This window comes from Pedobacter nutrimenti (assembly GCF_003208655.1).
Classification (GTDB): domain Bacteria; phylum Bacteroidota; class Bacteroidia; order Sphingobacteriales; family Sphingobacteriaceae; genus Pedobacter; species Pedobacter nutrimenti.
The window spans coordinates 97,265-111,800 of record NZ_QKLU01000005.1; the positions used below are offsets into that span (position 1 = coordinate 97,265).

Consider the following 14,536-nt stretch of genomic DNA (forward strand, 5'->3'; position numbering starts at 1 on the left):
TTTGTATACTAAATTTGTAGATAATAATTTTCAGACCTAAAAACCGCAACATTATGAGTTTAAGATTAGGAGACGCTGCTCCAAACTTTCAGGCGAAAACATCTGTAGGGGATATTGACTTTTATCAATACCTGGGTGATAGCTGGGGTGTTTTATTTTCTCACCCTGCCGATTACACACCGGTATGCACAACAGAATTAGGGCGTACTGCAGCCTTAAAAAATGAATTTGAAAAAAGAAATGTTAAAGTTCTTGCGTTAAGTGTGGATTCAGAAGAGTCGCATAGGGGCTGGATCAATGATATCAATGAAACGCAACAGACCTCTGTTGAATTTCCGATTATTGCCGATCAGGACAAAAAAATAGCAGATGCCTATGATATGATTCATCCGAATGCCTCAGAAACTTTAACCGTCCGTTCCCTGTTTGTCATCTCTCCGGATAAGAAGGTAAAGTTGATCATTACCTATCCGGCTTCTACAGGAAGAAATTTTAATGAAGTGCTCCGGGTAATTGATTCTCTGCAACTGACGGCAAATTATAGTGTGGCTACACCTGCGGACTGGCAGGACGGAGAAGATGTAATTGTGGTGAACAGCATCAAAACAGAAGACATTCCTGCACGTTTTCCAAAAGGACATACCGTTATCAAACCTTATTTAAGAACAACCCCTCAACCAAATAAATAATAATTTTTCAAAAATTTTGTTTTCTTTAAGTATTAGTAATAATTTAAAGAACTGAAAAACAAATTATTATTTATATCTAAGACTAAAAATTATGAATACCGGAAAAGTAAAATGGTTTAATACTCAGAAAGGATATGGCTTTATTGTTTATGAAGGCAATAAAGACATTTTTGTGCATTTTAAAGATGTTCTGGGTGGTATTGACAGCTTACAGGAAAATGATAACGTTGAATTCGAGATAGCTGAAGGAAAAAAAGGTTTGCAAGCTGTTAAAGTAAAAAAAGTTTAATTAAGCCATTCCAATCGATATATCAGCGCTGCTTTTTATAAAAAAGCAGCGCTTTGTTTTTATATCTGTTTTTAATAATGTTGAAGGATTTTTGCCCTGATAATTTGCAGGCCTGTATATTTTGTTTTGGTAAAAAGTAAAAAATCTTCATCTGAACTTTTGATCTTATATTTTTTAACCAGCTCTTCTGCTTTAGCAGGGTAGTTGCGGACAATAACATTTCCGCTGAGGTTTTTATTTTTCTTGAGGTCTGCGGCTTGGAGTAATTCTTCAACTTTAAAAATTCTTCCAGGAAATTCTGGCTTATATTCCTCAGAGGTATACAGCTGTGTTTGTTCTTCCAGTTTCAGTAGGTCATATTGCAGTGCGATCTGGTAAAATCCTCCACTTTTGAGCAGGGCAACATCTGGCTCATACAGGTAAGTAGCAACTGCGGATGGAAAATGAATCTCAATCGGATCTTCTTTGCTAAAACTAAATTGTTTGACGCTGTCATTGAGGGCGGTGCTGGTGATTTTTACAGGTCCTTTGGCATCCTTTTCCAGTATAAACAAAAGCTCTTTACATTCATTTTTGGTGCTGACAATATGTATTTGGGCTACATGAGAAAGCTCCTTTAATGCTGCACTGATATCCAGCAGGGGAGCAGCTTTAAGAATCACCCTTGTTGCCCGGTTTAAAAGCAGATCAAGATGCTCAATGACATTGGGTGTGCAATCCTGTAGCATAAAGACCTTTCCTGAATGGCTTCTTCTGGCCGGATCAATATAAATGCTGCCAAAATAATCCGGAATACTTTTGAGGTAGGCCAGTCCGTCTCCGGCAATGCATTCTATGTTTGGCGTTTTTAAAGCTTTCAGGTTATTGAATACAATTTCAGAGAGCCCGGTATTGATTTCGCAATGGACCACCCGTTCTGCTCTTTTGGAGAAATAATAACTATCGACCCCGAATCCTCCTGTCAGGTCCAGAACAGAACCCTTTGCAAGGAGACTTGCTTTATAAGCGGCTGTTTTTTCGGAAGAGGATTGTTCTATAGATAAGGGTTCGGGATAATAAATAAAAGGGGTGGCATACCAGGTCGGGAGTTTTTTTTCTGATTTTCTCTTCGCTGAAATCTGGGTGGCAAGTTCCCTGGAAGACACTTCTGCAAAAGGGCTTTTGGCCATTGCAAGCTGATGAACGTCAGCTTGCAAATGGCAGTTGATGTAGTCCTGAACTTCTTTATTTAAAACAGCCTTATTCAATGGTCGAAAGATCTTTCATTACAATTTGGCAGGTATGACGGCTTTTTACTTCAAGAAGGATCTGTTTGTCAACCGTAACCCTGTCTATGGTATCCTGATTATAATATCGAATGGTCACCAGCTCAAGACCGGTATTGTATTTTACTTTATAATGTACAGACAACTCGGCAATAAGGTCCTGTATTTTCTTTTCATCATGGTCCACACTTACCGAGAAACTAATTGCAGAATTGAGCATGGTGTTGACTTTGACCTTATGCTTGTGAAAAAGATTGAATATCCCACTGAGGTTCTCTTCGATAATAAAGGAAAAGTCTTTTGGAAAGATAGAAATTAATACCTGATTGACTTTAAATATAAAAGAGGGAACCGGTAGCGGGGAGTTGAGTGCGGTAATTTCAGTCCCCGGGCTCAGCGCATCCAGAAAAGACCGTACATACAAGGGGATGTTTCTGTTTTGGAGTGGTTTTATGGTTTTAGGATGGATAACCGTTGCCCCGTAATAAGTTAGTTCTATGGCATCATGGTAAGACAATTGGGGAATTCTTTCCGTTTCATTAAACCATTTTGGATCGGCGTTCAGCACGCCAGGTACATCCTTCCAGATGGTTAAGGATTTTGCATCGAGGCAGGCCGCGAAAATTGCCGCAGAATAATCAGAACCTTCCCGGCCTAAAGTGGTGGTAAAATTTTCACTGGTTCCACCAATAAAACCCTGGGTAACCACTATTGATTTTTTTAACAAAGGCAATAAATGCTGTTGGATTTCGGCCGATGTTCTGTCCCAGTCAACAAGGGCTTCACGATAGCTGTTGTCGGTTTGTATATAATTTCGTGCGTCTGCCCAGGTTACCTCACATTCTACTTCTTTTAAATAGGCACTGACAATTTTGGTGGATACGATTTCTCCGATAGAAACGATCTGATCATAGATATAGTCAGGGGCATCGCTGGCCTGTTCTTCCAGAAGCCATTCTATTTCTACAAAGGCATTGGAAACTTCATTGAATACCGGATGATGGGGATTGGAGAATAGTTCATGCAAAATGCCAAAATGGTAGGCTTTTACTTCATCCAGATGTTGATGGGCAGCAGGGGAATCGTTGCTGATATAAGAGTTGCTAAGTTCTTCGAGTTTATTGGTCATTTTGCCCATCGCAGAAATGACGATCAGTAAATGGTCTTTTGCTGCGTTTTTTACAATTGCAGCCATGTTTTGAATGGATTTTGCACTGGAAACAGATGCTCCGCCAAACTTGTATACTTCCATATTTATTTAAGTGCGGGTAGAATTGAATTGGGTTTTAAAATGTCTTTAATATCTTCAAAAGGAATCAATAGCTCGGTTCTGCCGGCTGCGTAGGCTTTGATTTCGTAAGGATTGTATAAAAATTTAAGGCCTTTATCGGTTACTGTAAAATTGTGATTTAGCGAAAAAGTGTTCTTCTCAAAGAAATAACTATTCGCCAGACTTTGTGTACTGGTCAGATGTTCGTTTTTTCTAAAGATCTTTTCAGCAATTTTAGTCAGTTTCGGCATATTTGCTTTATCAATAAGGGAGTCTAAAGTGATCCGGTGCTGACTGGAGGTGTTGTAATTTTCAAAGATTACCGCCGAGTTGGGGTGTGCACCGCCGGCATAGTCAATAAAAGTATATTCCAGGGGAAGATAATTTTTTCTCTGGGGCAATACACGGATTTCAATTTGTTTAAACCAGGCCTGCTGATCTTCTTTATTGTCTTTTTTATAATCGTCAAAACCTTTTATAAAACCATCTGCCATTTCTTTATAGCTTTTGTACTGAGGTTCGTCGGGGCCGTTGGTTTTAAGTGCATAGGTTTGCACAAAAGTATTGATGCCCTTATTGGTAAAAACCGGATAACGCACACTGGCCTTAGAGGTATCGGCTGATTTTTTTTCATTGGCAGGCAGGAGTTTGCTGTATACTTTAACAGAATCATATTTGAAAGTTAAAGTATCTGTAAGGCCTGATGTTGCAGTTGTAGAATCGGTGGTATGGTTACCTTTTTTTTCACTCTGACAAGCCATTATGCCCGAGATGATCAATAGTGCCGCTATTTTTTTCATAGATATGATCTTTAAAGAGTTTCTGAGTTTGTGCCGTTGATTTGGCCGGCAGAAAAAGAAGCATTCAGCCAGCCTGATTCAATATAAGCATTATATTTTTTATAAAACCGAATGGCGGGTTCGTTCCAATCCAGCACTTGCCAGACCATGCCTGTGAAATTTTTATCTTTGGCTTCCTTTATGACCCTTTCAAAGAGGAGCTTGCCAACGCCCTTGCCTCTGTAAGCTTCAGTGACGATAAAATCTTCCAGGTACAGGCGGCGCCCTTTCCAGGTGGAATAACGGATATAATACAAGGCAAAACCAATAATCTGGTCCTGGTTTTCGGCAACAAATGCCTTCCAAACCGGCTTTTCTCCAAAACCTGCATCAGCAAACTCTTCTAAAGTTACAGTTACTTCTTCAGGTAATTTTTCGTACAGGGCCAGCTCATGGATCAGTTCCATCATGGCCGGGCAGTCTTTTTCCTGCGACTCACGTATAAGGATGCTCATTCTGCTTTAAAATGTTTGATTTTTCTTTTTCCAAATATATTTGTTCCAATGCGTACCATGGTGCTTCCTTCCTCTAAAGCTATTTTATAGTCTGCGGACATACCCATTGAGCGCTCACTGAAAGCTTCATCTTTCCGGAAGTAGGTCAGTTTGATGCCCTCGAATAAGACTTTAAGTTCCTGAAATTCTGCTCGCAGCTGTAATTCAGATGCTGTATTGGTGGCAATTCCCATCAGTCCCCTGATCCGGATGTTTTGTAATTTTTGAAATTCATCCGAACGGAGTAATTCTATAACCTCATCAAAACCAAGTCCAAATTTAGTTTCTTCATCGGCGATATAAATCTGGAGTAAACAATCAATGACCCGGTTGTTTTTTAAGGCTTGTTTATTAATCTCCTGGAGCAGTTTCAGACTATCGACCGATTCGATCAGACTGATAAAAGGAGCAATGTATTTTACTTTATTGGTCTGCAGGTGACCAATCAGGTGCCATTGTATGTCTTTTGGTAGCTGAGCCTGTTTTTCTACAAGTTCCTGGACCAGGTTTTCGCCAAAAATTCTTTGACCAGCATCATAAGCTTCCAGGACTGCTGAAGCTTCGTTGTTTTTAGAAACAGCGACAAGTTTTGCTGAACTCTGTTCTATTTCTTTTTTATATTTTAATAAGTTATCGGCTATGCTCATTTATCAGTATTTTTGGTAAAATTAACAACCTTAGCGCAATTTGCAGTAACAAATGATCCTATTTAAAGCAGGATCTTGTTTTTATAACCTTTTGCTGGCAAAACAAAGGTTACGCTGAGCGGTTAAGCTTAAAGATAAAGAATAGATTAAAATGAAAAGATGTTTGTTGCTGGGAATACTGCCGGTGTTGATGTGGGGTTGTAAACCGAAGATCCCAAAAGACATAATACAGCCTGAGGAAATGCAAAAAATATTATACAATATACATATGACAGATGGTTATATCAGTACCATCACCAATGCAGATTCAGCAAAAAAAGTTGCCGCATCCTTTTATAAAGGTGTGTATAAAAAATTTGGAACGGATTCTGTTCAATATAACAAGAGCATGGATTTTTATTATAAAAATCCTGATCTGATGAACGACATGTATCTTAAAATTGTGGAAGACCTTAAAAAGGTAAAAACAAAATTAGATAAAATCGAGGCAGATTCCATAGCCCTGGCCGCTAAGAAAAAACTTAAAACAGATTCTTTAAAAGCCAAAATCAAATTAAATGAGGTGCTGAAAAAGGATAGTATTTCTGACAGCCTCTCTTTAAAGAAAAAGAAAAAATCAGACCAGCTTAAACGCAGGCCTGTGATGAAGTAAATCATGTTATATCCGGAAAATTGTTTAGAGCGTTTAGGTTTCAATGAAATCAGGGCGCTCATTTATAAAAATTGCTTAAGTCCTATGGGACAGCAATTGGTGAGTAAAATGCAGGTCATGACCAAGTATGACCAGATTAATAAGTTTTTAAGACAAACCAGAGAGTTTAAAAGTATCCTTGAAAATCAGGAACCCCTGCAAATCAGTTCTTTTTTTGACATCAGAAGTCTTGCCGATAAAATCAGGGTAGAAGGGACCTATCTTTCTGAAGAAGAATTGTTTCAGATGTATACCTCTCTGCAGACGGTGTTTTCTGTAATCCGCTTTTTTGATGAACGAAAAGAGGTTTATCCGAACCTCGAAGCGCTTTTTGAACACCTTCCCATCGAAAAGAATATTCTGCGAAAAATAGAGACGGTTCTGGATGCCAAAGGAAAGATCAAACCAAATGCTTCTGCTGTTTTATTCCAGATCATCACTGATCTGGCAAAAGGAGAACAGGAGGTCCGTAAAAAAATGGATTCGATTTACAAACAGGCCCTTGGAAATAATTGGGTGGCCGATGGCAGCCTGACGGTCCGGGATGGAAGGATTTGTATCCCTTTACTGGCTGAAAACAAACGTAAACTTAAAGGCTTTATACATGATGAGTCTGCAAGCGGGCAAACCGTTTATATGGAGCCGGAAGAAGTGTTTACACTGAATAATAAATTAAGGGACCTGGAGTTTGATAAAAGACGGGAGATCATTAAGATCCTGATTGCCCTGACAAATGAACTCAGGCCTTATACCCCTTTGTTGTTGTCTTATCATGGTTTTTTAACCAAACTGGATTTTGTAAGGGCGAAGGCTCTTTTTGCCATTGAAATTGAAGCAGATATGCCTGTACTGGTGAAAGAGGCGAGAACAAAACTGGTCAATGCCCGGCACCCGCTCTTATTTCTTTCTTTTGCAGCGGATCAGAAAACGGTGGTTCCTTTAAATGTACAAATTCATGAAAATTTAAGGATTGTACTGGTGTCAGGACCGAATGCCGGAGGAAAATCTGTTTGTATGAAAACAGTTGGCTTGTTGCAGATCATGTTGCAGAGCGGATTGCTGATCCCGGTTCATGAATCGAGTGAGGTTGGGATTTTTGATCAGATTTTTGCAGATATAGGCGATGATCAATCTATTGAAAGTGATCTGAGTACCTATAGCGCACACTTGACAAAGATGAGGTATTTTGTTGCGCACGCCACGCCGAAATCGTTGGTATTGATTGATGAATTTGGTACAGGAACGGACCCTCAGTTCGGCGGTCCGATGGCGGAGGCTGTTCTGGAAGTACTGAACAACAAAAAGGTCAGGGGGGTAATTACAACGCATTATTCGAATTTGAAGTTGTTTGCAGGAAGTACCCCTGGACTGGAAAATGCTTCCATGTTATTTGATAATGACAAAATGAAGCCCCTCTATATCCTTGAAGTAGGTAAACCTGGGAGCTCCTACGCCTTTGAAATTGCACAGAACATTGGTTTGCAGCCGGAAGTATTGAAGCTGGCCAGAGAAAAGACTGGCAGCAACCAGAACCGGGTAGATACCTTGCTGGTCGATCTTGAGCGGGAGAAAAAACAAATTTACGACACCAAAATACAGCTTTCCACCCAGCAGAATAAAGTGAAGAACCTGGTGGCAGAAAATGAGAAGTTGAAACTTTTTCTGGAAGAGAACAAAAAAAGCCTCATGAAAGAGGCCAAGATGGAAGCCCAGGCCATCATCAAAAATGCGAATAAGCTGGTTGAAAATACCATTGCAGAGATCAAGGAAAAGCAGGCGGATAAAGTCGTCACCAAACAATTAAGGCAAAATCTCGAGAAAGTTTTGGTTCAAAACCAGGTCAAAGAAGAGAAGAAAGAAGTTTTACCGGCCCAAAAACTGGATGGACCTATAGAGGTCGGTGACTGGGTGCAGCTGAACAATAGTGAAACAACCGGACAGGTACTTGAAATAAACAGGGACAACCTGGTTGTTGCATTGGGAGACCTGAGGTCTGTGATCAAAAAGAACAGGGCGCATAAGATCAGTAATACCCAGGCAAGAAAAGCCATTCAGGCCAATTCTTATTCCGGAAGTATTTCTGAAGCGATCAGTTCTTTTAATGCGGAATTGGATTTAAGGGGAATGAGAGGGGAAAATGCCTTACAAGAGGTGGAAAAATACCTGGACCGGTCTGTGATGTTGGGTTTTCCTTTTATCAAACTGATTCATGGAAAAGGAGATGGTATTTTGCGTAAACTGATCAGGGAGTACCTAAAAAAGTATAGCCAGGTAACCCGGGTTGAAGATGAACACGCAGACCGCGGGGGGGATGGAATTACCTATGTTTATTTGAAGTAATCTTAAGCCTGATTTGTGGACCGGACTAACAAAGTCCGGTAGAGTTTTTTTAATTTTAGCATTCAAACCAAATATATGATCAATAAAGTTGTATCGGGGGCCGGGGAGGCCATCCGGGATATAGAAGACGGTAGTACTTTAATGCTTGGGGGCTTTGGCTTATGCGGAATCCCTGAAAACTGTATTCATGCCCTTGTTCAAAAGAACGTAAAAAACCTGACGTGTATTTCCAATAATGCGGGAGTGGACGATTTTGGAATAGGCTTGATGCTGCAGCAGCGCCAGGTCAAAAAGATGATCTCCTCTTATGTCGGGGAGAATGCAGAATTTGAAAGGCAGTTGCTAAGCGGTGAACTGGAAGTTGAGTTGATTCCTCAGGGGACTTTAGCGACCCGTTGTATGGCGGCAGGTTATGGTATGCCTGCGATTTTTACACCTGCAGGCGTAGGAACTGAAGTTGCCCAGGGAAAAGAAGTACGGAATTTTAATGGAAAGGATTACCTGATGGAATATGCTTTTGACGCTGATTTTGCAATCGTAAAGGCATGGAAAGGGGATACAGCTGGTAATTTGATTTACAGGTCCACCAGCAGGAACTTCAACCCGGTTATGGCTATGGCCGGAAAGACAACCATTGCAGAAGTGGAAATCCTGGTAGAGGCAGGGGAGCTGGATCCGGATCAGATTCACACCCCTGGCGTATTTGTACACCGCATTTTTCAGGGTACTGATTACGAAAAGAGAATTGAACAACGTACGGTCAGGACCAAAAATTAAAACAAATACTATGCTGGATAAGAACGGAATTGCGAGACGCATCGCAAAAGAAATAAAAGATGGTTATTATGTAAATCTGGGTATTGGTATACCGACACTGGTTGCCAATTATATTCCAGATGGAATTAATGTGGTGTTACAATCTGAAAATGGTTTACTGGGAATGGGGCCTTTTCCTTTTGAAGGGGAAGAAGATGCTGATTTAATTAATGCGGGGAAACAAACCATTACCACATTGCCAGGGTCCTCTGTGTTTGATTCTGCATTGAGTTTCGGAATGATCAGAAGTCAGAAAATTGACCTGACCATTCTTGGTGCAATGGAAGTTTCAGAATATGGTGATATTGCGAACTGGAAAATTCCGGGTAAAATGGTGAAAGGTATGGGAGGAGCTATGGACCTTGTCGCTTCTGCAAAGAACATCATTGTCGCAATGCAGCATGTAAATAAAGCCGGAGAAAGCAAACTATTAAAAGCTTGTACGCTACCATTGACCGGGGTTCGTTGCATTAAAAAAATTGTAACCGAACTCGCTGTTCTGGATGTTCTGCCTGAGGGTGGGTTCAAATTATTGGAAAGAGCACCGGGTGTCAGTGTCGATTATATTAAAACTTCTACCTCAGGCAGACTGATCGCTGATGACCAGACTCCGGAAATGGATCTGGGTTAATCCTTTTTACAGAATTTAGGCTTCAGATCATTTGCGATACTTTCTGTTACTGCAATGATTTCTTCTGAAGTATTCAGGTTGTTGGAAACGATCATTTGACATTCTTCACGGTAAGGAAGAAGAAACTCTTTATAAGATGGCATAACGTGGTTATGCCATTTGTATAAAACATCTTCTTCAGGGTAGCCCCTTTCATTGCCATCTCTTCTGATCCTTCTGTCCAGGGCGACTTCTTCGTCGGCTTCTATAAAGATTTTATGATCCAGTAATTCTGCAATTTCTTTAAAGTGAAGGATGAAAAGCCCTTCTACGATGATGATTGGTGCCGGATTGATTTCCAGAATTTTAACAACAGCGAGAGGATTGTTGAAATTGTATTCTTTTTTGTAAACGACCTCGCCTTTAAGGAGCTTTTTGATGTCCAGGGTAAACTGAGCATCGTCAATGGTAGAGGGAAGATCAAAGTTGTATAATTTATTTTCTTCCTGTGTCATTTCCCCTGCGGGAATATAATAGTCATCCTGTGAAACCAGGGTAACTTCATCATTTTTAAAATGGTGTAAAAAACAATTCAAAAAAAAAGTTTTACCGGATCCGCTGCCACCTGCAATCCCGATAATGAAAGGCTTATTGTTCATTATTATCTTGTCCGCTGTAAGTTAAATTGCAAAAAAATCTTTTATCTAAAGCACCTAATGCGTCTGCAACTGCTTTTGTCATTACAATTATAACATCTTTTGTGGATTCATTCTCTGTAAATTTACCAACAACCTTGGCAAAGGTAGAGCGGTTGCTCATCGGATTGGTGATTTTGATCACTGTTCCTATTGGTGCAGTGCGGTGCAATACAAGCATTTTACTTGGGTCAAGATCCTGATCGGAGATCCACATTGCCGTACCTTTTTCATCAATCTGGTTTAAGCCATAACGGCTTGGTGCATATTTTAATGAAGGATTTTTAATAGAGGATAAAGTATCGGCTTCTGCATTGTTTACAGGTGGTGCAACTGGTTTTTTAACAGGATACTGTCCGCGGATCAATAATTTCTGTCCTACGCTGAGGGCATTGTCGTCAAGTTTGTTTTTGGTCTTCAACTGGTCCATGGTCATCCCATACTTGGTGGCAATGGAATAAATGGTTTCATTGGAGGCTACAGTATGTTCTACAAATTCTTCCGATGGCTGGTTTGCAGGTACTGCAACGGGAGTTGTGACCGTTTTGGTTGTCTCTGCTGGTTTAACAGGTGTATTTTCTACTGCCTTTTCTTCTAGGCCTGCTTTTGCAGGTACTTTAAGAACCTGTGCAATTTTCAGATTCGAACTATTTAAATTGTTAATTCTTTTGATTTCATTTATAGTGGTACCGTATTTTTCTGCGAGCATGTTGAGGTTCTCTTTTGGCTGAACGACATGTTCTATGTAAGTACCGCCATTCCCTGCGACAGTTGTTTCGGCATTTTTTGCAGGTTCTTCGCGTCGGGATGGTCTTTCTTCTTTTGCTTCAGCTGCCTTTTGTTCCCCGCCTTCCTGAGCCGGCATTTTTAAGATCTGGCCAATTTTAAGGTTAACTGTACTGAGTTCATTAATTCTTTTGATCTCCTCCACGGTTGTTCCATATTTTTGTGCCAGTCTGTTCAGATTATCTTTAGGCTGGACGGTATGTTCTGTATAATTTCCAGCAGGGGAAGCAGTACCTGATTTATTGTTCTTTGTAGCTTGTACAGGTGTTGATTCTTCTTTAAAAGGGATATTAGTGGGCACTTTGATGACTACCCCAATTTGCAGGTATTTATTTTCATTAAAATTCATGATGTCCTTTGGGGAAACATTGTATCTTCTCCCAATCGAATAATAAGTGTCGTGCTGGACCACCTGATGAACGATAAGTTTTTTACCTTTTAAATTTTCTACTCCAATGGAGTCCCTGCCAAGGGAGGCAGAACTTTCTGATATATTGAAAAATATGGCAAACAGGGCCAGTATATAATATTTTTGCATTAATGTTTAATCAAGTTAATCCCGGCAATTATACGAATAAATTCTAGAAGCTTAAATTATGTAAAGAAAACGGGAAATCGTCTTTGGTATTGTATTGAATTGTTTTTCCTGAAAACTTTTCTGCCAAATGCTTGTTGTATTTTTATATACGATCAATAAAATAAAAACAATTATTATGGACGCTAAGGAAATAAGTTTGAATGAAAAAAAGGTGAAACCGGTAGTAGATATGCTCAATGATTATCTGGCAAATTATCATGTTCATTACCAGAAGTTAAGAGGCTGTCACTGGAACATTAAAGGACAGAATTTCTTTACCTTGCACCTTAAATTTGAAGAACTTTATACAAATGCACAATTGACCATCGACGAAATCGCAGAGCGGGTATTGACTTTGGGTAAGCCGCCGCACAGCCGTTTTGCAGATTATATCAAAGAGTCTTCTATAAAGGAGGTGAATACTATAGGAATGAAAGATCTGGATATGGTAGATGCGGTACTGGAAGATATGGCCCATTTGATCCAACTTGAAAGAGAGTTGTTGGAGGCAACAGATAAAGCTGGGGATGATGGTTCCAATGATATGGTGAACCGCTTTATGCAGTTCAAGGAAAAAAACACCTGGATGCTGCGTTCTTTTGCAAATAAAAAATAAGCGCATGCGGTTTAAAAGCACAAAGGCCATGTCCCGGACATGGCCTTTGTGCTTTGTGGGAATTGCCGAAAACAAAATTTGTTTGATATCTTTGGCCTAAATGGGATATAAAAGCTTAGCAGAATGCGTTTCTGATTTAGAAAAACATGGACATCTTTTAAGGATTAAAGAAGAAGTTGATCCTTACCTGGAAATGGCGGCAATTCATTTGCGTGTATTTGAACAAGAAGGACCTGCTATACTATTTGAAAATGTTAAGGGAAGTCCATTTCCAGCAGTTTCTAATTTATTTGGTACCCTGGAGCGCTCTAAATTTATGTTCAGGGATAGCCTGGAAAAGGTACAGCAATTGGTGTCTCTGAGGTCAGATCCCATGAAAGCTTTAAAAAATCCTTTTAAATTTGCTGGCGCAGGCCTGACTGCTTTATCCGCATTGCCCTTAAAGCAAAGCCTGTTTAAGTCGGTCTTTAGTAAAACTAGCATCAGTAGTCTTCCTCAGATTGTAAACTGGCCAATGGATGGAGGTCCGTTTATTACCATGCCACAGGTTTATACAGAAGATCCGGACAAACCAGGTATAATGAGTGCAAATCTGGGGATGTACAGGATACAGCTTTCGGGGAATGAGTATGTTCAGGATAAAGAAATTGGCTTACACTACCAGATCCACAGAGGGATCGGGGTTCATCAGTCCAAGGCAAATGCAAAAGGACAGCCGCTTAAAGTCAGCATATTTGTTGGCGGCCCTCCTTCACACCCACTGGCTGCGGTAATGCCTTTGCCGGAAGGACTTTCTGAAGCCACTTTCGCGGGAGCATTGGGAAACAGGCGTTTCAGGTATTTTTATGATGAAGAAGGATTTTGTATTTCTGCAGACGCAGATTTTGTGATCACTGGCACCGTTTATCCTCATGAAAATAAACCGGAAGGCCCTTTTGGAGACCATTTGGGCTATTATAGCCTGACGCATCCTTTTCCCTTAATGAAAGTTCACCATGTGTACCATCGTAAAGATGCCATTTGGTCTTTTACAGTGGTCGGGCGACCACCTCAGGAAGATACCAGCTTCGGGGCATTAATCCATGAGATTGCCGGATCGGCGCTGCCACAGGAAATTCATGGACTAAAGGAAGTGAATGCTGTGGATGCTGCGGGGGTTCATCCTTTGCTTTTTGCAATTGGAAGTGAACGGTATACACCTTATTTAAAGGAAAGAAGACCTCAGGAAATTTTAACCATTGCCAATCATATTTTAGGCAAAAACCAGTTGAGCCTTGCCAAATATCTGTTCATTGCGGCAAAAGAGGATGATGAAAGGCTGCACACACACGATATTAATGCTTTTCTGAAACATGTCCTGGAGAGAATTGATTTGACCAGAGACCTTCATTTTTATACACAAACTACGATTGATACCCTGGATTACAGTGGGGAAGGACTTAATTCGGGCTCCAAAGTTGTTTTTGCTGCAGCGGGACCTGTTAAAAGAAAATTAGAATCAGCGCTCCCGTCAGGATTTAATTTGCAAAATTGTTTTTCAGAGTTTCGAATGGCGATGCCCGGTGTTCTGGTGCTTTCGGGAACTGCTTACAAGAATAAAGAAAAAGCCCGGGAAGAGATCCTGCTTTTGAAAAAGGAGCTGGAAGTTCAGGATATGGAAGGCATTGTTCTGGTTGTTTGTTGTGACGATGCTGCATTTACTGCAGAAAATATCAATAACCTGGTTTGGGTAACTTTCACCAGGAGTAATCCCGCGGCTGATATAGAGGGGGTAAATAGTTTTACCCAGGATAAACACTGGGGGTGTAAAGGGGCTTTGATTATTGATGCCAGAAAGAAACCACATCATGCACCGGAACTGATTAAAGACCAGGAGGTCGAAAGGAAAATAAACCGCTTGAAGTTAAAATAA

The 14,536-nt window shown here is 40.3% G+C and carries 15 protein-coding genes; 8 read left to right on the forward strand and 7 right to left on the reverse strand.

All coding sequences use genetic code 11. From position 1 onward, the window contains the following. Positions 1–53: 53 nt before the first annotated feature. Both B0O44_RS15285 and B0O44_RS15290 read left to right on the forward strand, forming a co-directional pair. Positions 54–689 carry a peroxiredoxin gene (locus B0O44_RS15285; protein ID WP_110832181.1) on the forward strand — a complete coding sequence of 212 codons (636 nt, stop codon included), beginning with the start codon at positions 54–56 and terminating at the stop codon, positions 687–689. A 91-nt stretch (positions 690–780) separates the two neighbouring features. Continuing rightward, positions 781–978, forward strand: a complete 198-nt coding sequence (locus B0O44_RS15290) for a cold-shock protein (RefSeq protein WP_110832183.1) — start codon at positions 781–783, stop codon at positions 976–978. Positions 979–1,049: 71 nt separating this feature from the next. Here B0O44_RS15290 and B0O44_RS15295 read toward each other — a convergent pair whose 3' ends face one another. Genes B0O44_RS15295 through B0O44_RS15315 form a run of 5 tightly spaced genes read right to left on the reverse strand, consistent with a single transcriptional unit; the run spans position 1,050 to position 5,493 of the window. After that, complete coding sequence (locus B0O44_RS15295; RefSeq protein WP_110832185.1) at positions 1,050–2,225, reverse strand: THUMP-like domain-containing protein; 1,176 nt, start codon at positions 2,223–2,225, stop codon at positions 1,050–1,052. Further along, positions 2,218–3,495: an aspartate kinase gene (locus B0O44_RS15300; protein ID WP_110832187.1), complete on the reverse strand. Its 1,278-nt coding sequence runs from the start codon at positions 3,493–3,495 to the stop codon at positions 2,218–2,220. The genes B0O44_RS15295 and B0O44_RS15300 overlap by 8 nt, the downstream gene beginning before the upstream one ends. 2 nt (positions 3,496–3,497) lie before the next feature. Further along, positions 3,498–4,313, reverse strand: coding sequence for a DUF3298 and DUF4163 domain-containing protein (locus tag B0O44_RS15305; RefSeq protein ID WP_110832189.1), 816 nt, complete (start codon positions 4,311–4,313; stop codon positions 3,498–3,500). A gap of 11 nt (positions 4,314–4,324) precedes the next feature. Continuing rightward, positions 4,325–4,807: a GNAT family N-acetyltransferase gene (locus tag B0O44_RS15310; RefSeq protein ID WP_110832191.1), complete on the reverse strand. Its 483-nt coding sequence runs from the start codon at positions 4,805–4,807 to the stop codon at positions 4,325–4,327. Next, positions 4,804–5,493 (reverse strand): YggS family pyridoxal phosphate-dependent enzyme, encoded by a 690-nt coding sequence (locus B0O44_RS15315; protein ID WP_110832193.1) that lies wholly within the window; start codon positions 5,491–5,493, stop codon positions 4,804–4,806. The genes B0O44_RS15310 and B0O44_RS15315 overlap by 4 nt, the downstream gene beginning before the upstream one ends. A 190-nt stretch (positions 5,494–5,683) precedes the next feature. Here B0O44_RS15315 and B0O44_RS15320 point away from each other — a divergent pair, with 190 nt between their 5' ends. The 4 genes from B0O44_RS15320 (at position 5,684) to B0O44_RS15335 (ending at position 9,971) form a co-directional block, all read left to right on the forward strand. Then, on the forward strand, positions 5,684–6,145 hold the full coding sequence (locus B0O44_RS15320) for a DUF4296 domain-containing protein (RefSeq protein ID WP_262512047.1): 462 nt from the start codon (positions 5,684–5,686) through the stop codon (positions 6,143–6,145). Positions 6,146–6,148: 3 nt separating this feature from the next. Then, positions 6,149–8,524, forward strand: a complete 2,376-nt coding sequence (locus B0O44_RS15325) for an endonuclease MutS2 (protein WP_110832197.1) — start codon at positions 6,149–6,151, stop codon at positions 8,522–8,524. Positions 8,525–8,599: 75 nt separating this feature from the next. Beyond that, positions 8,600–9,301 carry a CoA transferase subunit A gene (locus B0O44_RS15330; protein WP_110832199.1) on the forward strand — a complete coding sequence of 234 codons (702 nt, stop codon included), beginning with the start codon at positions 8,600–8,602 and terminating at the stop codon, positions 9,299–9,301. Positions 9,302–9,311: 10 nt separating this feature from the next. Further along, complete coding sequence (locus B0O44_RS15335; protein WP_110832201.1) at positions 9,312–9,971, forward strand: CoA transferase subunit B; 660 nt, start codon at positions 9,312–9,314, stop codon at positions 9,969–9,971. Here the strand turns inward: B0O44_RS15335 and B0O44_RS15340 are convergent. Next, entirely contained in the window at positions 9,968–10,609 is a 642-nt protein-coding gene (locus B0O44_RS15340) for a uridine kinase family protein (RefSeq protein ID WP_110832203.1), read from the reverse strand. The two genes, B0O44_RS15335 and B0O44_RS15340, sit on opposite strands and share 4 nt — an antisense overlap. Then, positions 10,599–11,969 carry a LysM peptidoglycan-binding domain-containing protein gene (locus tag B0O44_RS15345; RefSeq protein ID WP_245943676.1) on the reverse strand — a complete coding sequence of 457 codons (1,371 nt, stop codon included), beginning with the start codon at positions 11,967–11,969 and terminating at the stop codon, positions 10,599–10,601. Before B0O44_RS15345 ends, B0O44_RS15340 begins: the two co-directional genes overlap by 11 nt. A 175-nt stretch (positions 11,970–12,144) precedes the next feature. Here B0O44_RS15345 and B0O44_RS15350 point away from each other — a divergent pair, with 175 nt between their 5' ends. Together B0O44_RS15350 and B0O44_RS15355 are read left to right on the forward strand one after the other, a co-directional pair. Next, on the forward strand, positions 12,145–12,624 hold the full coding sequence (locus tag B0O44_RS15350; RefSeq protein ID WP_110833016.1) for a Dps family protein: 480 nt from the start codon (positions 12,145–12,147) through the stop codon (positions 12,622–12,624). A gap of 100 nt (positions 12,625–12,724) precedes the next feature. Beyond that, entirely contained in the window at positions 12,725–14,536 is a 1,812-nt protein-coding gene (locus tag B0O44_RS15355) for a UbiD family decarboxylase (protein WP_110832205.1), read from the forward strand.